At 67.8% G+C, this 20,341-nt stretch carries 20 protein-coding genes; 8 read left to right on the top strand and 12 right to left on the bottom strand.

Features of this window, described 5'->3' with window-relative positions; translation table 11 throughout:
* Positions 1-131 precede the first annotated feature (131 nt).
* Positions 132-506, top strand: a complete 375-nt coding sequence (locus F627_RS0106925; RefSeq protein WP_018875375.1) for an Mth938-like domain-containing protein — start codon at positions 132-134, stop codon at positions 504-506.
* A 26-nt stretch (positions 507-532) separates the two neighbouring features.
* On the opposite strand, the gene rpoS is transcribed toward F627_RS0106925, so the two are convergent.
* The 5 genes from rpoS to surE are packed head-to-tail and all read right to left on the bottom strand — an operon-like array spanning position 533 to position 4,500.
* On the bottom strand, positions 533-1,621 hold the full coding sequence (gene rpoS / locus F627_RS0106920) for an RNA polymerase sigma factor RpoS (protein ID WP_018867405.1): 1,089 nt from the start codon (positions 1,619-1,621) through the stop codon (positions 533-535).
* 23 nt (positions 1,622-1,644) lie between these two features.
* Positions 1,645-2,430: a peptidoglycan DD-metalloendopeptidase family protein gene (locus F627_RS0106915; RefSeq protein WP_026279289.1), complete on the bottom strand. Its 786-nt coding sequence runs from the start codon at positions 2,428-2,430 to the stop codon at positions 1,645-1,647.
* Positions 2,431-2,433: 3 nt separating this feature from the next.
* Positions 2,434-3,018, bottom strand: a complete 585-nt coding sequence (locus F627_RS0106910; RefSeq protein ID WP_018867402.1) for a YqaA family protein — start codon at positions 3,016-3,018, stop codon at positions 2,434-2,436.
* Positions 3,019-3,074: 56 nt separating this feature from the next.
* Entirely contained in the window at positions 3,075-3,740 is a 666-nt protein-coding gene (locus tag F627_RS0106905; protein WP_018867401.1) for a protein-L-isoaspartate(D-aspartate) O-methyltransferase, read from the bottom strand.
* A complete protein-coding gene (surE, locus tag F627_RS0106900; protein WP_018875374.1) occupies positions 3,730-4,500 on the bottom strand; it encodes a 5'/3'-nucleotidase SurE in 771 nt (256 codons plus the stop codon). The genes F627_RS0106905 and surE overlap by 11 nt, the downstream gene beginning before the upstream one ends.
* A 109-nt stretch (positions 4,501-4,609) precedes the next feature.
* On the opposite strand from surE, the gene F627_RS0106895 reads away from it, so the two are divergent.
* The 3 genes from F627_RS0106895 to F627_RS0106885 all read left to right on the top strand — a co-directional run bounded on the left by F627_RS0106895 (position 4,610) and on the right by F627_RS0106885 (position 7,027).
* The gene (locus F627_RS0106895) at positions 4,610-5,167 is read left to right on the top strand and encodes a Smr/MutS family protein (protein ID WP_018875373.1); all 558 of its coding nucleotides are present in this window, start codon (positions 4,610-4,612) and stop codon (positions 5,165-5,167) included.
* 598 nt (positions 5,168-5,765) lie between these two features.
* Positions 5,766-6,374 carry a DUF3365 domain-containing protein gene (locus F627_RS0106890; protein WP_018867398.1) on the top strand — a complete coding sequence of 203 codons (609 nt, stop codon included), beginning with the start codon at positions 5,766-5,768 and terminating at the stop codon, positions 6,372-6,374.
* 221 nt (positions 6,375-6,595) lie between these two features.
* The gene (locus F627_RS0106885) at positions 6,596-7,027 is read left to right on the top strand and encodes a PAS domain S-box protein (RefSeq protein ID WP_026332050.1); all 432 of its coding nucleotides are present in this window, start codon (positions 6,596-6,598) and stop codon (positions 7,025-7,027) included.
* An 11-nt stretch (positions 7,028-7,038) separates the two neighbouring features.
* Here the strand turns inward: F627_RS0106885 and truD are convergent, their stop codons facing one another.
* Genes truD through mrcB form a run of 5 tightly spaced genes read right to left on the bottom strand, consistent with a single transcriptional unit; the run spans position 7,039 to position 13,675 of the window.
* Entirely contained in the window at positions 7,039-8,115 is a 1,077-nt protein-coding gene (truD, locus tag F627_RS0106880) for a tRNA pseudouridine(13) synthase TruD (RefSeq protein WP_019583640.1), read from the bottom strand.
* Positions 8,112-8,795: a tRNA (adenosine(37)-N6)-threonylcarbamoyltransferase complex dimerization subunit type 1 TsaB gene (tsaB, locus tag F627_RS0106875; protein ID WP_019557983.1), complete on the bottom strand. Its 684-nt coding sequence runs from the start codon at positions 8,793-8,795 to the stop codon at positions 8,112-8,114. The genes truD and tsaB overlap by 4 nt, the downstream gene beginning before the upstream one ends.
* On the bottom strand, positions 8,786-10,762 hold the full coding sequence (locus F627_RS0106870; protein WP_018879024.1) for an ATP-dependent DNA helicase: 1,977 nt from the start codon (positions 10,760-10,762) through the stop codon (positions 8,786-8,788). The genes tsaB and F627_RS0106870 overlap by 10 nt, the downstream gene beginning before the upstream one ends.
* Complete coding sequence (locus F627_RS0106865) at positions 10,755-11,279, bottom strand: tetratricopeptide repeat protein (RefSeq protein WP_018867393.1); 525 nt, start codon at positions 11,277-11,279, stop codon at positions 10,755-10,757. Before F627_RS0106865 ends, F627_RS0106870 begins: the two co-directional genes overlap by 8 nt.
* Before the next feature lie 41 nt (positions 11,280-11,320).
* Positions 11,321-13,675, bottom strand: a complete 2,355-nt coding sequence (gene mrcB, locus F627_RS0106860) for a penicillin-binding protein 1B (protein WP_081630728.1) — start codon at positions 13,673-13,675, stop codon at positions 11,321-11,323.
* Positions 13,676-13,815: 140 nt separating this feature from the next.
* Between mrcB and F627_RS0106855 the strand changes: the two genes are divergently transcribed.
* From F627_RS0106855 to F627_RS0106840, 4 genes are all read left to right on the top strand, one after another.
* A complete protein-coding gene (locus F627_RS0106855; RefSeq protein WP_019583638.1) occupies positions 13,816-15,378 on the top strand; it encodes a bifunctional aminoglycoside phosphotransferase/ATP-binding protein in 1,563 nt (520 codons plus the stop codon).
* 61 nt (positions 15,379-15,439) lie between these two features.
* Positions 15,440-16,240, top strand: coding sequence for a hypothetical protein (locus tag F627_RS0106850; RefSeq protein ID WP_019557980.1), 801 nt, complete (start codon positions 15,440-15,442; stop codon positions 16,238-16,240).
* Positions 16,218-16,772, top strand: a complete 555-nt coding sequence (locus F627_RS0106845; protein ID WP_019583637.1) for a C40 family peptidase — start codon at positions 16,218-16,220, stop codon at positions 16,770-16,772. Before F627_RS0106850 ends, F627_RS0106845 begins: the two co-directional genes overlap by 23 nt.
* A 105-nt stretch (positions 16,773-16,877) precedes the next feature.
* Positions 16,878-17,405, top strand: coding sequence for a DUF302 domain-containing protein (locus tag F627_RS0106840; RefSeq protein WP_038035762.1), 528 nt, complete (start codon positions 16,878-16,880; stop codon positions 17,403-17,405).
* Positions 17,406-17,502: 97 nt separating this feature from the next.
* On the opposite strand, the gene secF is transcribed toward F627_RS0106840, so the two are convergent.
* Positions 17,503-18,450 carry a protein translocase subunit SecF gene (gene secF, locus F627_RS0106835; protein WP_018867387.1) on the bottom strand — a complete coding sequence of 316 codons (948 nt, stop codon included), beginning with the start codon at positions 18,448-18,450 and terminating at the stop codon, positions 17,503-17,505.
* A gap of 16 nt (positions 18,451-18,466) precedes the next feature.
* The gene (gene secD / locus F627_RS0106830; protein ID WP_019583636.1) at positions 18,467-20,335 is read right to left on the bottom strand and encodes a protein translocase subunit SecD; all 1,869 of its coding nucleotides are present in this window, start codon (positions 20,333-20,335) and stop codon (positions 18,467-18,469) included.
* Positions 20,336-20,341 lie beyond the last annotated feature (6 nt).

Here is a 20,341-nt window from a genome sequence, read left to right as displayed (position 1 = left end):
CGGATGCCGCACCGGAAAGCGCGCCAAAGTATAACCCGGGCCCGGACCTGTCAACGAATCGGGGCGCCGCCGCCCTTTGGTGAGGGCGCGCATTCTTGAGTCATTCACGGCGCCGGAGTAGCGTACGCAGCATGCTGTTCTCCGAAGTCACCAGCGAAGAGTCCTACATCGTGACCGGCTACGAGACCGGTCGCGTCGGGATCAATCAGGTGGCCCACAGCCGCAGCCTGATTGTCCGCCCGCACCAGCTGCAAACCGACTGGCCGGTGCAGGCGGCGGACGAGCTGCGGGTGGATCACCTGCAAGCCGTACTGGACACCCCGCCCGAGGTGCTGCTGATCGGCACCGGCGAGCTGCAGCGGTTTCCGGACCGTGCGGTCTGGCGACACCTTCGCGCTCAGGGGCTGGGCGTGGAGATCATGGATACCGCGGCGGCCTGCCGCACCTACAACCTGATCATGGCGGAGGGCCGCGACGTCGCCGCAGCTCTGATCATCGAGGGGTAGTCGGACCACCGCCCGGGGAACCCGGGTCAGGAGTTCGGCAGGACCTCGTCGCCCTTCATCCCGCGCGATTCGAGCAGCTTGCGCAGCCGCTTGAGGGCATCCATCTGAATTTGCCGCACGCGTTCGCGGGTCACGCCGATCTCCGACCCCACCTGCTCCAGCGTCGAGCGTTCGAAACCGTGCAGCCCGAACCGACGCACCAGCACCTCGCGCTGCTTGTGATCGAGTTCCGCCAGCCAGGCCTCCACCAGATGGTGGAGGTCCTGATCCTCCAGCAGTGTAGAGGGCTCCGGGGCATTCGCATCGGCCAGGATATCGGTCAGCGAGCGGTCCCCGTCCGGGCCCGACGGCAGGTCCATCGAGGTCGAGGGCTCGGACATCGCGCGCAGCTTCTGGATCTCGGCCACCGGCTTGCCGAGGCGCTGCGCCAGCTCCTCCTCGCTCGGGTCGCGGCCGAGTTCCTGGGTCAGGTTGCGCGCGATCCGCGCATGCATGCGCAGTTCCTTGCTGACATGCACGGGAATGCGGATCGTCCGCCCCTGATTCATCAGGGCCCGCTCGATGGTCTGGCGGATCCACCAGGTCGCATAGGTGGAAAACCGGAACCCCCGCTCCGGGTCGAACTTCTCGACCGCGTGCATCAGACCGAGGTTGCCTTCCTCGATCAGATCCAGCAGTGGCAGCCCCCGGTTGAGGTAACGCCTGGCAATCTTTACCACCAGCCGCAGGTTGCACTCGATCATGCGGCGCCGACCGGCGTCATCGCCCTGACGTGCCAGCCGGGCGTACTTGCGTTCTTCATCGGGGGTCAGCAGCGGGCGGTACTCGATATCGCGCAGGTAGATCTGGATGGCATCCAGCTCGGCCGGCCGGGCATCACGCAGGGTCTTCGGCCGCACGGGGGCCTCGGTTTCCGGCTCAAGGCCAACCGTGACCTCGGGGGCCACCTGCGCCGCGTCGTCCTCGGCATCTTCAGGATCTTCGGGGGCTTGCATGGACTCGACCGGCCGGGCCAGATCTTCGGGCAGCGCCTCCCCGTCTTCGTCCTCGGCCGGGCCTTCGGTCAGGCGTTCGTCATCCAGTTCCGGGTCCACCGGCTGCCGGGTCTTGGCCATGTAGTGTCCTGCTCTTGATCGTTTCAGCGATCCGGGAGATAGCGCGTCGGGTCTACCGGCGTCCCATCCACCCGGATCTCGAAATGCAGCATCGGGCGCTCGGCCCCCGACGAGCCCAGACGCGCGATCGTGTCACCCGCCTGCACCCGGTCACCCTCCGAAACCAGCAGTTCATCGTTGTGCCCGTAGGCGCTGAGGAACCGCGCATCGTGTTTGAGGATGACCAATCGACCATACCCCACGAGACCGCCGCCTGCATAGACCACTTCGCCGGCCCGCGTCGCGCGGACGTTATCTCCACGTTCGCCGCCGATCGCCAGGCCTCGCCGCGTGCCGCTACTGGAGAAGCCGCGCAATACCTGGCCGTCCGCGGGCCATTGCCAGCCCCCCGGATCGGCAGGCGCCGAACTCGGACTGGAACTCGAACTGCTGGAGGTCGAGCTGGACGCCCCACTGCTGGAGCTGCTGCCACTCCCGGAACTGCCGGACGAGGACGATCGCGAACTCGGCGCGGACGATGCCTGAGGCGCGCTGGGCGGGGACGAGCGGGCGGCGCCCCGCAGCCGCAGGCGCTGCCCCGGGTGGATCAAATAGGGGGCATCGATCGCGTTGCGCCGCGCGAGGTCACGCCATTCGAGCCCATAGCGCTGGGCAATTCGATAAAGCGTCTCGTTGCGCTGCACGACGTGCGTATCCGGCATCGAGGCCCCGCTCCCGCTGGGGGCCCGCGCCGCGCAACCGGCCAGCGTGCCCACGATCAGGGCCAGCAGTACGATCGTCAGCACCCCCTGAACCGCGTGCAGGCGCATCGGTCAGTCCATGACCAGGTAAACCGCCATGACCGCGACCAGCAGGATCACTGCGGCCCAGCCCAGGCGTTCCATGTACGGGCGCAGGTGCTGCTCCGCGCGCGGACCGGCCCAGGCCATGAACAGCGCCACCAGAAAGAAGCGCAGCCCGCGCCCGACCAGCGAGGCGATGAAGAACGGCAGCAAGGCCATCGACAAGGCCCCGGCGGTGACGGTGAACAGCTTGTAGGGGATCGGCGAGAAACCGGCAATCAGCACCACCCATACCCCCCAGGTCGCGAACCAGGCCTCGGCCTGGCGCAACTCCTCGCCATACCCCACCTGCTGCAACCAGGGGCCGATCCACTCGAACGCCAGCCAGCCAATCAGGTAACCCAGCAGACCGCCGAGGGCAGAAAACAGTGTCGTCAGCGCGGCCAGACGCCAGGCCGAGCGCGGGCGAGCGGCCGCCATGGGCGCGAGCATCACGTCCGGCGGGACCGGAAAGAACGAGGATTCGGCGAACGAAAGCCCGGCCAGATAGCGCGGCGCATGGGGGTGACGGGACCATCCCATCACCCGGTCGTATAGGGGCTCGAAGAGCTTCATCGGCGCCACACCACCATCGGCTCAGTCACACCCACCCGGAAGGGGCGCCACCCGCGTCACTGCTCGGCCCCCGGCAGCATGGGCACGAACATCACGGCATCCAGGATGTCGCGCACGTAGGCCTCCTCCGTCCGGGTGTAGCGCACCAGTTGCTGGCGCCCGTCCGGACCCTCCACCGGCGCGACCAGTCGGCCGCCCAGCGCCAGCTGGGTAAGCAGCGCCTCCGGCACCTCCCGGGGCGCCGCGGTCAGGATGATGCCGTCGAACGGCCCCTTCTCCGGCCACCCTTCCCCACCGTCGCTATGGCGCAGGTTCACGTTGTTGATCCCCAGACGACTGAGAAGCTCGCGCGCGTTGCGGCTCAGCGCCTGGATGCGTTCCACCGAAAACACCCGATCCACGATCTGGGCCAGCACGGCGGCCTGATAGCCCGAGCCCGTCCCGATCTCCAGGACCGTGCGCGGGCGATCACCTTCCAGCAGGGCCTCGGTCATCCGCGCAACGATAAAGGGCTGGGAAATGGTCTGGCGATGACCGATCGGCAAGGCCGTGTTCTCGTAGGCACGGTGCCCCAGAGCCTCTTCCACGAACAGGTGGCGCGGGATGCTGCGCACGGCCTCCAGGACCCGTGGATCGCGAATCCCCTGCCCCTCCAGGATCCGGACCAGGCGATCGCGCGCCCGCTGCGAGGTCAGGCCCGCGCCGGCGGCATCAGGAACCATGCCCAGCCTCCGGCAGGGAATCGTCCAGCCAGCGCCCTACCGTATCGATCGCGTCAAAGCGGGTCAGGTCCACCTGGATCGGCGTGACCGAGACATACCCCTCGCGCACCGCATGGAAATCCGTACCGGGCCCGGCATCCTGTTCCGAACCGGCCGGCCCGACCCAGTAGATCGGACGCCCGCGGGGGTCCTCGTCCGCGATCATCGGCTCGGCCCGGTGGCGATGCCCCAGGCGCGTGGCCTGGACCCCGCGGATCTCGGCGCGCGGCAGGTCGGGGACATTCACGTTCAGGATCGTGGCCGCCGGCAGCGGAACGCGATTGATGCGGTCCAGCAGCTCGACCACCACGCTCGCGGCGGCGTCGTAATGGCGCAGGTCCGGCCCCACCAGCGAGACCGCGATCGCCGGGAGTCCCAGGAAGCGCCCCTCCATCGCGGCGGCGACCGTGCCCGAATAAAGCACGTCATCCCCCATGTTGGCACCGGCATTGATGCCGGAGATCACCACGTCCGGTTCCTGCTGCAAAAGGCCGGTGATCGCCAGGTGGACACAGTCGGTCGGCGTCCCGTCCACCTGCACGTCGCCCCCCTGAAGGTGACGCGTGCGCAGCGGCCGCACCAGGGTCAGACTGTTGCTGGCGCCACTGCGATCGCGGTCGGGCGCCACCACATGGACCTCGGCAATCCGGCGCAGATGCGTCGCCAGGCACTGAATGCCCGGGGCGTGAATTCCATCGTCGTTGCTAACCAGAATGCGCATGCAGGAAAGGGGCCGTTGAGAGGGCTCTTAATATACTGGAAACCGTCCGGGCCGGGCCCGTCGATCGACACGATCGCGCCCGCCCCCCGAAAAGTGCGAGTATCCTGCCATGAACTCCGGGGATGATCCCAACGATTTCGACGAATTCCTGCAGGCGGTTGGCAACGTTCGTCGACTCCACAGCGATCAGGCCGACGTGCGGCCGCCGCGACCCGCCGCCCGGGCCCGCCAGCGCGACGCCGACGAGGCCCAGGCCCACGCCGACTGGCTCAGCGATCCACTCAACGCCGCTGACCTGCAGCCCGGCGATGAACTCCGCTTCACGCGCCCGGGGATCAGCCAGCGGGTATTCCGCAAGCTGCGCGGCGGGCATTACCGCATCCAGGACGAGATCGACCTGCATGGCCTGTTCGCCGACGAGGCGCGCCGCGCCATCGGCCTGTTCCTCGACGATGCCCGCCGGGAAGGAGCCCTGTGCGTTCGCATCGTGCATGGCAAGGGACTGCGCTCGCGCCAGCAAGGCCCGGTCCTCAAGGGTCTCACCGACCACTGGCTGCGCCAGCGCGACGATGTACTCGCCTTTTGTTCCGCACGCCCGGCCGACGGTGGAACCGGGGCGGTCTACGTCCTGCTCAAACGCCCGCGCAACCCGGATTCCGCTCGCTGAGGGAGACGCTGATTTAATCGCACGTCCGCGTTGGTGCCCCCCGGTTCTTCGAGACAAAGCGTTCCGAGACAAGGCGCGTCGTGCAGCGGGTAGTGGTTCTACCCGCCCGTTTCTGATGGATTCGGGGCGCAACGCAGGATCGGGCCATATTCATTCAGAATCGGGGGACACCGACCCCACAAGCCATAGAAAGCAGGGGCTCGGCCGCCCGTTGTTATCAAAAACGGGCATGCGCACGGCGTTACGGTTCCCTTGTGCAGAATAACTGCACGGCAGTCACCGCGCCTTGTTCGCACGCAAAAGCGACTCGAGCGCGGACGTGCGATTAAATCAGCGTCTCCCTGAGACCCCATGCGAACGGGCCGTGACCGCCCCAACCAACGGCGCACTCACATACGGCCCTTGCCATATTCGCAATTCGCGATATTCACGCTTAGACTGAGTCGAGGCCTGTGAGGTGTTTTACGGAATTGGCTAGCCCGGCCGGCTATCCTTTCCGTACGCCCTTCCTTGCATTCCAACCACGATCGGTCCATGCTTTGTACAGCTCTTGTATAGGTACAGGACGCAACGGACTCTGCACTGCGAGGTATTTGCCATGAAGAACTGGAAGCTTGCCCCCCTGGCCCTCGGCCTGATCGCATTCACCGCCGGCAGCGGCTACGCCAGTGCCGACACGATGCCCCAGCTGAGCCAGGATGATCTGCAGGAACGCATCGCCGCCAATCGTGACGCCATCCAGAAGTTCGCCAGCACCCTGCAGGGCGAGCTGATGTCCGCCATGCAATCGGGCGGCCCGACCGAGGCCATCCAGGTCTGCAACGAACGCGCCCCCGAGATTGCACGTGACATCTCGGCCGAGACCGGCATTGAGATCGGTCGCACCAGCCTGAAGCTGCGTAACCAGAACAACGCCCCGGACCGCTGGGAACGCCTCACCCTGCAGGGCTTCGAGGCCCAGCACGCGGCCGGCACACCGGCCGCGGATCTCCCGCCCCGCTTCGGCGTGGTCGAGGCCGAAGACGGCGAGCCGAAGTTCCGCTTCATGGCCGCCATCCCGACCGGCGGGGCCTGCCTGACCTGCCACGGATCCGAGGTCAGCGGCGAAGTAAAGCACGCGCTGGAACGTCTTTACCCCGAAGATCAGGCAACTGGCTTCCGCGAGGGTGACGTGCGCGGCGCCTTCACCGTGACCCAGGAGATGTGAATCTTCGCGTGGCGGCGGCTAACAGCCCGTACCCCATCGAGAAAGGCCGCCTTCGGGCGGCCTTTTTTACGTCCGTGCCACGCGAAAACATCCCGGCTGGTGTCCGATTTTTGAGCACAGTGGCACCGGAACGTGCTATTTTCGTGCCATACAAGCGCGGAGGTTGCGCCCGGTAAAGGGCCCTGGCGCGCTCGACTCGCAGACCAGATCGCTACACGTTTATGACCCGAACGATAGACACCGAACTCCTCGCCCTCGCCGTGGACGCCTCCAACGACGGCATCGTCATCGCCGAGCGCGAGGGCGACGACAACATCCTGATCTATGTGAATCGGGCCTTCGAAGAACTCACCGGCTACCGCTCCGAAGAGATCCTCTACCGTGACTGCCGGTTCCTCCAGGGCAGCGACACCGATCAGGAGGTGCGCCAGGAGATCCGCTCGGCCATCGAGGAAAACCGCCCCTGCCGCGTGACCCTGCGCAATTACCGCAAGGACGGCAGCCTGTTCTGGAACGAACTGTCGCTGACCCCGGTATTCAACGACGAGGACCGGCTCACGTACTACATCGGCATCCAGAAGGACATCACCGACCGCGTGGAGGCCGAACAGCGCGCCGAACGCGCCGAAAGCAAGCTCAAGAACTCCGCCTGAGCCCGCCCCGGTCAGCCCGACCGGTCCGCGTCCCGCGCGTTGCCAATCGCGTCCAGGACCCCCGTCGCATATTCCCCGGCCCCCAGTTCCAGCGACAACCACAGGTCGTCGCCCTCCCAGCGCCATGCAACGGCCCGCGGTACCATGCGCAGTGATCGGCGGGCGGCCCGGACACCCTCCTGCTCCAGTCCTTCCGCCAATACCGGTTCTTCTGCAGCGATGGCCGCCTCCAGCGCCGCCACCTCGCCCGCCGTCTGCATGGCGCCACGGCCCCACAGGGGCCCGGTCGGATGGATGTCAAGGCGGGCGGCACGGGCCTCCAGCTCGGCATCCACCTCCGGTACCGCGAACACGCTGCCGGAGCCTTCCAGATTGGCCACGTCCCCCGGCAACACCCGATCCCAGTCGCCACGGCGCACGCGGGCCGCGAGTACCGCGTTGAAGATCGCCGAGCGCGCGGCGGAGAGCAGGAGACTGCGCTGATTGCGGCTGCGCGGCGCCCGCCCGCCACCCAGCCAGACGCGCGCCCGCTCCAGATTATCGCGACCAAAACGCTGCGCGCCGAAGTAGTTCGGGATGCCCCCGTCACGCACCGCCGCCAGGATCGATTCCGCCGCCGCCCGGTCACCCTGCACGGCACCCAGCCGGATCTCGAAGCGGTTGCCGGCCAGGTGGCCGGTGCGCAGCTTGCGCGCGTGGCGCACCACGCGCAGCACCCGCATCCAGCTGCCCGTCGCCTCGGCCTCCTGTGGGCTATTCCAGGCCTCGGCCCGGCCGGCCCAGTCGGGCTCGGACTCGGGCGGGCACTGCACGCTGAACCACTGGCGGGTAACGGCCTGACGGTCCTTGCGCCCGGCGTAGCTCACCCGGCCGCGTCCCGCACCTGACTCGCGTCCCAGCCACACGGCCACGTCCTCCGAGTTCAGCAGGCGCTTCTCGATCTCCAGCCAGACATGCTCGCCTTGCCCCTCGGGCGTCGTGGCGGGTACCTCCTCGACCCGAAAGTTCTCCGGCTCCGCCTTGATCGTGGCGACCAGCGGTGGCAACCACGGGTAGGGAGTGGTGTCGTTTTCGGTTTCCCGGCTCATCGCGGCGTGGCCGGGCGGGCGACATCGTTGCGGATATACTCCGGCTGCGCATACTCGGGGGCCACGGCCTCGCCGCGCTCCCAGGCGTCCACTGCCAGCAGGGCGATCTCGCGGGCATCCGGCAGCGCGTCGGGATCCACGGCGGCCATGGCCAGCCCGTGCGCGGCCGCCAGTTCGGGGAAGGCGGCGAACGCGGATCCCAGACCGAAACGCTCGCCCTCGGGCCAGGCAGGCGCCAGGCTTGCAGGCGCCCCGACCTGTTCCGCCGCCGTCTCCACGCGGTCCCCCCGGACCGGACAAAGGCTCCAGTAGATCTCGCCCATGCGCGCGTCCAGTGCCGCCAGTACGCCTGCCGGCCGTCGGCCCTCCCGCAGGGCCTGCTGCGCCAGGGCCTGCAGCGTGGAGACCGGCACCACGGGGCGATCCAGCGCGAAGGCCATCCCCTGTGCCACGCCTAGGCCGAGGCGGACGCCCGTAAAGGCCCCCGGCCCGCGTCCGACCGCCACACCATCCAGGCTGGCACGCGGGATATCTGCCTCGCGCAGCAGCTGTTCCACCTGCCCCAGGATCAATTCCCCGTGGCGCCGCGCCGCGCGCTCGGCAACGCCAAGGATCTCGCCATCGAGATACAGGGCGGCCGAACACTGTTCAGTTGCGGTTTCGAGCGCAATCAGGCGCATGTATTCGTCTCCCGGGCCTGCTCCAGAAAGCGCAGCGCGGCCGCCGGTTCCCGGGTGCGATGGAACGGCGGCAGGCTGGCGAGAAAACGCCGACCGTAGGATTTTCCGGTCAGGCGCGGATCGCACAGGGCCAGGATGCCGGCATCATCAGCATCCCGGATCAACCGCCCCGCGCCCTGCTTCAGGGCCAGCACGGCCTGCGGCAGGGTGAACTCCATGAACGGCGACCGACCTTCGGCCTCCAGCGCGGACGCGCGCGCCTGCAGGACGGGATCGTTGGGCGCGGCGAACGGCAGGCGATCGATGATCACGATCGACAGTGCCTCGCCGCGGATATCCACTCCTTCCCAGAAGCTGTGGGCCCCCAGCAGCCAGGCCGTCCCCGACTCGCGAAACCGCGCCAGCAAATCGCCCCGCGGCTGTTCGCCCTGGACCAGCAGCTCGCGATCGCGGGGCAGTTCGGCGCGCAGGATAGCGGCCGCCTCCTGCAAGGCCCGGTGACTGGTAAACAGGAAGAACCCGCCCCCCGGGTTGTCCCGCAACAGCGGCCACGCCCAGGCAATGCAGGCCCGGGTATATCCTGGATCGTTGGGATTGGGCAGCGGTGGCTGCGGATGCACCAGGCAGGCCTGACGGGGAAAATCGAAGGGACTGTCCAGGCGTTCGCTGGCCACGTCCGCGGGGAGTCCGAGGCGCCGCGCCGCATGGCTGAAGTCCTCTCCCACGGCCAGCGTGGCCGAGGTAAAGATCCATGCCGCCGGACGCGCGGCCCGGCGCTGCGCGAGCGGACGCGCCGCATCCAGCGGCGTTCGATGCAGCGTCAGGCTCTGGCTGAAGCGCTCGGCCCAGGCCACGGTATCCGGGGTCTCCTCGCGCCATTCCCGCAGGCGCTCCAGCAACAGGGCGCTGCGCCCGCGCAGCTGCTCCAGCCCCGGCGCCCGCGCCGCGGCGGCCTCCAGGGCGTCCCCGACAAACCCCAGGGTCGCGTCAAGGCGGTCCAGCAACGGATCCAGGGCACCCTCCGGGTTGACCGTATCCCAGCTGGAACGCCCCTCCCAGGTCCGCGACGCCTCGAGGAACTCGGCGACGCAGGCCTCCAGTTCCGCGACCCGCTGGCGAATGTCCAGCATCTCCGGCGCATGCTGTTCCTGTTCACGCCGCGTGTCCCGCCCCAGCTCCCGCAGGGCGCGCGTGCCGACGGCAATCCCGAAGAACGATCCGGCAATATCCGGCAACTGGTGCGCCTCGTCGACGATCACCGCGTCCACCTCGGGCAGCAGTTCTCCGAAACCTTCCTCCTTCAGGGCCATGTCCGCGAGCAGCAGGTGGTGGTTGACCACCACTACGTCCGCCTCCTGGGCACGCTTGCGCGCCTGCACCACAAAGCAATCGTTGTAGTTCGGGCATTCCCCGCCCAGGCAGTTGTCCACGGTCGAGGTCACCTGCGGCCAGAGTCGCGAGTCCTCCGCGAGGATCCCGGCCAGCCCCAGATCCCCGGTGTCACTAGTGCGCGCGAACCGCTGCAGGGCCTCGATCACCGGCAACTGGTCACGGCGTACTCCGCCACCGGTCGCGCCGCCCGCCTCGGCCGCTGCCAGTTCCAGGCGATAGTGGCAAAGGTAGTTGGCCCGGCCCTTCAGCAGGGCTGCGCGCGGACGATAGCCCAGCGCCTCGCAGACCACCGGCAGGTCGCGTTCGAAGAGCTGGTCCTGCAGGGTCTTGGTACCGGTGGAGATCAGGGCGCGGCGGCGCGCCTGCAGGATCGGCACCAGATAGGCGAAGGTCTTGCCCACCCCGGTGGCCGCCTCGACCAGCAGGGCGGTGGGTGCGGTGGCCAGGGCCTCCTCCACCGCCACGGCCATGCGCTGCTGCGGCTCGCGCGGGCGAAAGCCGGCAACGGCCTCCGCCAGGTCGCCCCCCGGGCTCAGGGCGTGAACGGCCGCCGATCCCGCCGCCGCGTCAGACAACGCCGGCTTCCAGACGGCGGATCGCCTCGCGGGCCTCCTCGGCACCGGCGGCATCGCCCAGGGCCTCGCGCGCCGCGAGGATCACGCGCCAGTTTTTCAGCCCGAGCTCGCGGTCGGTCCCACCCGCCAGCCGCAGCGAACGCTCCGCCAGGCGCTCGGCCTGTTCGTGGCGACCCTGTTCCAGACGCAGCGCGGCCATCTGATGCCAGAGGCCCGCATCCCGTGGCGCGATGCGCAAGGCCCGTTCCAGGCGTTGTTCCGCCCGCGCGGTATCCCCGGCCTCGCGCGCCGACTCGGCCTGCTGGGCCAGCTGCAGGGCCGCGCCAGGGGTCGGGTCGCGTTCCGGCTCGGGTGCATCACGCTCCTCTTGCGCCGGATCCTCATAAACGGCCCTCTCGGTCGCGTCGGGCGCGGGCGCGCCGGCATCGCGCGGCGCCGGGGTCGCGCAGGCCGCCAGTACAAGCGCCAGCGCGACGACACCCGCGCCCTGTACCGCCCGCCAGCCGCCCTTGGCCATCCGCGCTTTCCGGGACCGGTCCTCTGCAATACGGAACATCTTCAACGAAATAACCTCTCGAACCAGCCCTGCGAGCCGGAATCACTGCCCAGGTCGCACTCGGCGCGCCCTTCGGGCCCCGAATTCTGCCAGAACGGCAGCGTCTTCACCGCCTCGCAGGCATGGTCCTCGTTTTCCACCCGCAGGCCGGAGGCCAGGTCCACCTCCTGATAGCCCACGCCGGGGTGGCCTTCCAGCCGCAGGGACTGCACGCCTACCCCCGCCATGATCTCCGCCCAGACCGGCGCGGCGGAGACGCCACCGGTGAGTCCAGTCGGGCGATTGTCGTCCATCCCCAGCCAGACCACCGCCACATGCCGATCATCGAAGCCGGCGAACCAGCTGTCCCGAAAGTTGTTCGTGGTACCGGTCTTGCCAGCCACCACCTGACCACTCAGCCGCGCCGCGATCCGCCGCCCGGTCCCCTCGCGAGTCACGTCGTGCAGGGCATGGGTCAGGACGCGCACGGAACCATCCGACACCGCCCCCTGGAGCGACAGGCCGTAGTGGGACAGGACCTCGTCGTTCTGGTCCAGGACATCCCGGATCACCCGGGTACCCGTCGCGTAGCCGCCGTTCGCCAGCGCCTGGTAGAGCCCGGCCACCTCCAGCGGTGACAGCTCGATCGCGCCCAGCGCCAGCGAGGGCAACGGGGTCGGCGTCCGCTGCAGCCCCAGCGTCTGCAGCAGGTTGACCACCTGGGAAATACCGATCTCCTCCGCCAGGCGGACGGTCGCCACGTTGTAGGACTGCACCAGGGCCTCCCAGGCCGTGACCGTCCCCCGGTTCTCGCGATCGAAATTGCGCGGCGTCCAGGGCTCCCCGTGCGGCAGCTGCAGGGTCAGCGGGCTGTCATCCAGGAGGGTCGCCAGGGTGTAACGATCCGGGTTGGTCAGGGCCGCGAGATAGACGAACGGCTTGATCACCGACCCCACCTGGCGCTGGGCCTCCACGGCCCGGTTGTACCCGGGATAGCGCGGGTTGCGATCCCCCACCACCCCCAGCACTTCGCCCGCCTGCGGATCGGTCACGACCGCCGCGGCCTGCAGGTTGTCGAGGTCGGAACCGCCCCCGCGGCTCCGGACCAGCTCGTCCACACCCCGCACCAGGCGATCCTCCAGCCGCATCTGCACCACCGGATCCATGGTCGTGAAGATCCGCAGGCCCTCGCTGCGCAGGTCCTCGTCCGCGTAGTCGGCCCGCAGCTCACGCCGCACCAGGTCGAGAAAGGCCGGGAAACGGCTGCGCCCCTCCGGCATTACCGGGGAGACATCAAGTGCGGTTGCCAGGGCCCGATCCACGCGCTCGCGACTCGCCAGACCGGTCTCCGCCATCGCCTCCAGGACCCGGTCGCGGCGCTGCGTGGCCCGCTCCGGGAAGCGGCGCGGATCGTAATAACTCGCTCCCCGCGCCAGACCGACCAGCAGCGCCAGCTGATCCAGGCGCAGTTCGTTCAATGGACGCTGATAGTAGAACTGGGCCGCCTGGCCAAAGCCATGGATCGCCCGCTCGCCGGTCTGCCCGAGGAACACCTCGTTCAGATACGCCTCGAGGATCTCCCGCTTGTCGTAGCGGTGTTCCAGCAACAGGGCCATCACCGCTTCATTCAGCTTGCGGCTCAGCGTCTGCTCGCGGGTCAGATAGAAGTTCTTGACCAGCTGCTGGGTCAGCGTGCTGCCCCCCTGGACCGTGCGCCCGGCACGCAGGTTGGCGACCGCCGCCCGCCCGATGCCCACCGGATCAATCCCGCGATGCGACATGAACCGCCGGTCCTCGATCGCCAGCAGCGCCCCGATCAGCTCGCGCGGTACCTCGTCGATATCGACCAGGATGCGATCCTCACCATGGGTCGGATAGATGCTGCCAATCAGCAACGGCTCCACCCGCATCAGGTCCACATTGCGGCCCCCGGACTGCTCCGCCACCGACTGCACCCGGCCGTTGGCCAGGCGCACGCGTACCGAATGGGCCGGCTCCCGTCCGTCGCCGAACGTGAACGGCCGGGTGGTCAGCCGCACGGTACCGCCTCTGACGTGAAACTCGCCCGGGCCCGAACCCTCCGGCGTCTCGCGATAATTCAGCGCGCGCAGCTCCATCTCCAGCGCATCCGCCGTCAGCGGGCGGCCGGCAAACAGCTCCAGCGGCCGCGCATACACCCGGGCGGGCAATGCCCAGCGCTGGCCCTCGAACCGTTCGCGGATCTCGCGGTCCAGATGATGGACATAGAGCCCCCCGATCCCCACGGCGGCCAGCAGCAGGCCGGCCAGGGTCCAGCCCCCCGCGCCCAGCAGGCGCCGGACCCGCCCCCTGCGGGGCGCGTTTCGATGACGGGGACGCTGGCGGCTCTTTCGTGGCATGGACTGGCTGGGGGGCGACGTGACCGGAACGGCTGCAATGGTAACCTGACCGACAAGCAAAAACGGGTGCATGCCCGGCGATTCCGGGAAAAACATCCGGCGCCGACGCTCGCCCGCCTGAACCTCCAAGCGGAGCCCCCATGACCGAACTGGAACAGCACCAGAAACGCCTGCGCCAACTGGTCCAGGGCAACGGCTTCCCGACGCCCCTGCCGGACACCGGAGCGGTTCGGACCATCGAGACCCATATCTCCACCGTAATCCTCGCCGGCGACGAGGCCTACAAGTTCAAGAAACCGCTGGATCTCGGCTTTCTCGACTTCACCACGCTGGACGCCCGCCGCCATTACTGCGAGACCGAGCTGGAGATTAACCGCCGCCTGGCGCCCCAGCTCTATCGGGAGGTCGTGACCCTCAATGGTGACGACGCGCATCCGGTCATCAATGGCGCCGGCCCCGTGCTCGACTATGCCGTGCGCATGCGCCGCTTCGACCGCGAGCGCCAGTTCGACCGACTACTGGAGCGGGACCGGCTCCCCACGGCGGCCATGGATGCGCTCGGTCACTACATCGCGGCCTTCCATGAGCGCACCGAGCGGACCGATGCTCAATCCGAGTACGGGACCGCCGAGGCCGCGACCCAGCCCATGCTGGACAACTTCCCGGCCCTCTCCGAATCGGTCAACGGCGCCTCGGATCGGGCGCGCCTCGAGCGCCTGGAACAATGGACCCGGACGGAAATCAATCGGCTGTGGCCCCTTCTTCAGGAACGACATGATGCCGGGTTCGTGCGCCACGGCCATGGTGACCTGCACCTCGGGAACCTGGTCTACGTCACGAACGAGGATGGCGACGAGGTCCCGGTCGCCTTCGACGCCATCGAATTCGACCCCGCCCTGCGCTGGATCGACGTGATGTCGGAGATCGCCTTCACCACCATGGATCTCCTGGCCCGCCGCTCCCGCGCCCATGCCTGGCGGCTGCTGAATGCCTATCTCGAGGGGCGCGAAGACTTCGATGGTCTTGCCCTGCTGCCGCTGTACCAGGTCTACCGTGCCCTGATCCGGGCCAAGGTCCAGGGCATACACGGAGCCGAGCCCCAGCTGCCGTCCGATGAACAAGCGGCCCACCGGGCGGAGATGAGTCGCTACCTCGCCCTCGCGGACCGGTTGACCGAGGCTGGCTCGCCGCGCCTCGTCCTGATGCACGGCGTCTCCGGCAGTGGCAAGACCGTCGTCAGTACCCAGGTGCTGGAGGCCCTGGGGGCGATCCGGCTGCGCTCCGACATCGAGCGCAAGCGGATGGAGGAGCCGGTGGACTACAGCGCTGCCGGGCGCGCCCGGATCTACGAACACCTGTTACAGCGCGCGGAACGCCTGCTGTCGCTCGGACTGACCGTCGTCGTGGATGCCACCTTCCTCACCCGCGAGCAACGTGCTCCGTTCCAGGCCCTGGCCCGGCGCCATGCGGCCGGGTTCGCCGTGGTCGCCTGCCAGGCGCGCGACGACGTTCTGCGGGAGCGCCTGGAGCGCCGCGCCCGCGCGGGCACCGACGCCTCGGATGCCGGTATCGAGGTCATGCAACAGCAGCAGCCCCAACAGGAATGGCCGACCGATGCCGAAGGCTGCATCGAGGTCGCCCCGGATGCACCGCTCGACCCCGATGCCCTCGCGCACCGCCTGCTCCAGCCCGTCGCAACCTGAGCAACGCGCTACAATGAGGCCCACGAGCACCACAGTCCGCCCGGAAACCGGAGACACCCCCATGCATCGTTGCCGTACTGGCCCGTTCGACCGCCTCCGCCAGGCCCTTACACCGCTCGCCGCCTGCGGGCTGCTGGCGCTGGGCTCTGCGGCCCAGGCCGATGCCCTGCTCCACTATGTGGACGACGAGGGGCTGGAGAGCCAGATCCTGGTGCGCGGTGACATCGTTCGCATGGAGCTGAACGAGGCGATCAGCGGCACCTCCGGCTATATGTTGTTCGACGCCACCAACGACCAGCTGACCGTCGTGGACGATACCGAACAGACCTACACCCCGCTGACCCGCGAGGTTATGGACCAGCAAATGCGCGCGATGACCGATATGGTCAGCGATCTGCGTCGCCAGATGGAGCAGCTTCCGCCGGAGGTGCGCCAGCAACTGGAAGAGCAACTGGGCATCGGCGCGGAAGGCTTCGATGCCGAAATCAGCACCCGGACCACCGGCGAGCAGCGCGAGATCGGCGATTTCGTCTGTGACGAGCACGAGGTCCTGATCGACGGTCAGGTGCAGAGTACGGTCTGCGTGTCGGACCCGGCCCGTCTGGGATTGGAGGAACACGACTTCGCCACCCTGGGCGCCCTGATGGATCGCCTGTATGAGCTGTCCCTCAGCGCCCTCGAGGCCGGTGGCCCGATGGCCTCGCAGATGGGCGCGTCCCTGCTGCCGCGCGTGGATGGCATCCCCCTGGAGGTCAGCGAACACGACGGCGTGACCACTCGCCTCGCGGGCATCTCCACCGACGACCTGAGTCCCGAGCTCTTCACTGTCCCCGACCGCTATGCCGAACGCGATCTTTTCTGACACCGTCCCGCGCTTCCTGCCCCTCGCTCTGGTGGGCAGCGGCCTGCTGTTCCTCGCGGCCTGCAGCGCCGGCCCTGAGCCGCGCGGCACGGAGACCGCCACCACCATCGCCACCCCCCAGCCGCTCCCGCAGGGGCCGATGAGTCCCGCGCCCGAGGCCGGTCTGGAGCGTTCGGAGGTCGTCCTCACGGCCCTGGGGCACCTGGACACGCCCTATCGCTACGGGGGAACCGACGCCTCCGGACTCGACTGTTCCGCCCTGGTGCAGCGCGCCTACCGCGAGGCCGGTCGCAGCGTGCCGCGCACCACTCGCGACCAGGCCCGGGCCGCCACGCGGCGAGAAGGCGCCCCGACGCCGGGTGACGTCGTGTTCTTCGCGATCAACGGGAGTCAAATCGATCACGTCGGGGTCTACGTGGGAGACGGACGTTTCGTACATGCACCCAGCTCCCGGGGCCAGGTGCGTATCGAGCAACTGGACAACCCCTACTGGGCCCCTCGAACCCGGTTTGCCGGTCATTTCTTCGACTGAACCCGGCATCCCGGAAAACGCGGTGCCGGCCGCCCCGAGGGGCGTTGGCGGCGACACCCGCCCTCGCTCATCCAGCCTTCGAACCCGCTACCTGAGGAAGGAACCATGAAAACGACCAACCCCGTAACACGCGCATTGCGGACCTCGGCCCTCGCCATCACCCTCGGGCTTGGCGTCGGCTTCGCCACCAGCACCGCGCACGCATTCGGCCCCGAGACCGTGATCGAGACCGAGGAACGCGTGGTGTACAGCATCGAGGGCGAGTTCGACTTCTACTACGAGATGATCGAGGACGCCATCGCCGCCGAGGGACTGGTGATCAACAATCGCGGCTACATTGCCGACATGCTGGACCGCACCGCCGACCAGGAAAGTGGCGAAGGCCTGTACCTGAACGGCATGTCCGTCGATTTCTGCAGCGCCACCTACTCGCGCGCGACCATGGATGCGGACCCTCACAACATCACCTTTTGCCCCTACGTGATCGCAATCTACGAACTCTCCGACGAGCCCGGCACCATCTACGTGGGCTACCAGCGCGTCCCGGAGATCGGCGACGAGGCCTCCGCGGAGGCCCTGCGCGACGTCAACAAACTGGTCGACCGCATCGTGCAGAACGCCCTGTCCTTCTGAACCAGGCGGCCTGTCCGACACGAAAAAAGCCCGGGGCCTTGCGGCTCCGGGCTTTTTCTTTCCGGGCCGCAACGTGCAACCCGGTGTGACGCCCCCCTCAGGGCGTCTGATCTTCCTCGGCCCCTTCCTTCTTCACCGGCAGCAGGACCTGACGGTCAACGCCCAGCATCAAGGCCGCCGTCGCCGCAATGAAGATGGACGAGTAGGTCCCGACAATGACCCCGATAATCAGGGCGATCGAGAAGTTCTGCAGTGCAGCCCCACCGAGGAACGCGAGCGAGAACAGCACCAGCAGGGTTGTCATACTGGTGACGATGGTACGCGCCAGGGTCTTGTTGACGGCGTTGTTCATTACCTGCTCCGTCCCCTGCTTGCGCAGGACCCGGAAGTTTTCCCGTATTCGGTCGTACACGACGATGGTGTCGTTCAGCGAGTAGCCAATCACCGCCAGTACCGCTGCCAGCACGCCCAGGTCGAACTCCAGCTGCAGCAACGAAAAGATCCCCAGGGTGATCAGGACGTCGTGCACCAGCGCCAGCACCGAACCGATGGAGAACCGCCACTCGAAGCGAACCGCCACGTAGATCAGGATGCCCGCCAGGGCATAGATCATCGCCAGGCCGCCCTGCTCGCGCAGCTCCTCCCCGACCGCCGGGCCGACAAATTCCACCCGCCGCAGGTCCGGGTCCTGCGGTCCACCATCCTGCAGCGTGTTCAGCACCCGGTTGGACAGCATGGCCGGATCGTCGTCGTCTTCGCTTGGCGGCAGACGGATCAGCACATCGCGCGAGGTCCCGAAGGTCTGCACCTGGGCCCCGGCAAAGCCACCAGCCGCGAGGGTCTCGCGGATCGGATCCAGCTCGACCGCCTCGGGGTAGCCGACTTCCACCAGGGTGCCCCCGGTAAAGTCGATCCCGAAGTTCAGGCCGCGGGTTGCCAGCATGGCGATGGAAGCCAGGATCAGGATCAGCGAGATGGCGATCGTGATCTTGCGCTTGCCCAGGAAATCGATATTCGATTCGGCGAAATTCAGATGCGGAAGCATGCGGGTCTCCCGGCGCTCAGATGGCCAGGCGCGTCAGCCGGCGCTGGCGCCCGTAGGTCAGATTGACGATGGCGCGGGTCACGATGATCGCGGTAAACATCGAAGCGATGATCCCGATCGACAGCGTGATCGCGAAGCCCTTGATCGGACCGGTACCGAACAGGAACAGCACCAGGGCCGCAATCAGCGTCGTCACGTTGGCGTCCGCGATAGTCGTGAAGGCCCGGTCATAGCCGGACGAGATCGCCGCCTGCGGTGACAATCCGTTGCGGATCTCCTCGCGTATGCGCTCGAAGATCAGCACGTTGGCGTCCACCGCCATACCGACCGTCAGCACGATCCCCGCGATCCCCGGCAGGGTCAGTGTCGCCTGCAGCATCGAGAGCACCGACACGATGAAGATCAGGTTCAGCGCCAGTGCCACGTTCGCGATCAGGCCGAACACGCGGTAGTAGAGGATCATGAAGATCATCACGACGATAAAGCCGATCACCACCGACTGCATGCCGCGGTCGATGTTTTCCTGCCCCAGGCTTGGCCCGACCGTGCGTTCTTCCACGATGGACATCGGCGCGGCCAGCGCCCCGGCACGCAGCAGCAGCGCGAGGTTGCGTGCCTCGCGGGTGCTGTCCAGCCCCGAGATCTGGAAGCGCCGACCCAGCGGTTCGTTGATGCGCGCAACGTTGATCACCTCTTCGCTGCGCGAGGTCCGCAGGACCTGCTCACCGTCTTCCTCCACCGTCTCGGTGGTCGTCTCGATGAACACCGAGGCCATCAGGCGCCCCACGTTGTCCGAGGTCACCCGCGAGAAGATCCGCGCCCCCTGGCCATCCAGATTGATGAACACGGCCGGCCCGCCGGTGTCTTGCGCAATACCGGAAGAGGCGTCGGTGATGTAGTCACCGGTCAGCATGACCTGGCGCTGCAGCAGCACCGGCGTCCCGTCACGCTCGCGATACAGACGCGTGCCCGACGGCGCACGGCCGGACTCCGCCGCCTCCATCGGGTCCCCGGATTCCGAAACCAGGCGGAACTCCAGCGTCGCCGTCGCACCCAGCACCTCCTTGGCCCGGGCGGTGTCCTGCACCCCCGGAAGCTGCACGACGATGCGGTTCTCGCCCTGCTGGGCAATGATCGGCTCGGCCACGCCCAGTTCGTCCACGCGCGAACGCAGGGTCGAGATGTTCTGCTGCAGGGCCTGCCGCCGCAGTTCGGTCAGGTGGTCGTCGTCCAGAGTCGCCACCATCCGGATGGAGTCGCCGGAGCCGCGGACGTCCCACTCCAGTTCGCCGCGGTACTCGCGGGTCAGCCAGCTTTCGGCCGCTTCATAGTTCGCCTCGTTGCCGAACATCACGGTGAGGTCGCTGGAGCTGCGTTCGATCGTGTCAAAGGACAGCCGTTCGTCGCGCATGCGCCCGCGCAACTCGTTCGCGTAGCGCTCCATCGCCGTGCCGATCACCGCCTCCAGATCCACCTCCATCAGGAAGTGCACCCCGCCGCGCAGGTCGAGGCCCAGGGCCATCGGCTGGCCATTGATCGCCCGCAGCCAGTTCGGCGTGGCCGGGGCCAGGTTCAGGGCCACCGTATGGTTGTCGTCGAGGGCGTTGCGCAGGATCTCGGCGGCGGCCGACTGCTCGTCGGTGGTCTCGAAGCGCAGCAGTATCTGACCGTCGTCCTGCTCCTCGACCTGCTTTGGCGTCACGCCCTGGGCACCCAGGATGGTGCCCATGAGGTCCCGGATGTTCTCGTCGATCTCGCCGGTCATCGGATTCCCGATCTGGACCGACGGGTCCTCCGGAAACAGGTTGGGCGCGGCGTACAGCCCCGCACCCAGAACGACCACGACGATCAGGGCGTACAGCCACGCCGGATAGGAATTGCGCATATTCGG

The sequence above is a fragment of the Thioalkalivibrio sp. ALE16 genome (assembly GCF_000381305.1).
Lineage (GTDB): Bacteria > Pseudomonadota > Gammaproteobacteria > Ectothiorhodospirales > Ectothiorhodospiraceae > Thioalkalivibrio.
Note: the sequence above shows the minus strand (reverse complement) of the source record. Positions and strands in the feature narration are given on the sequence as shown.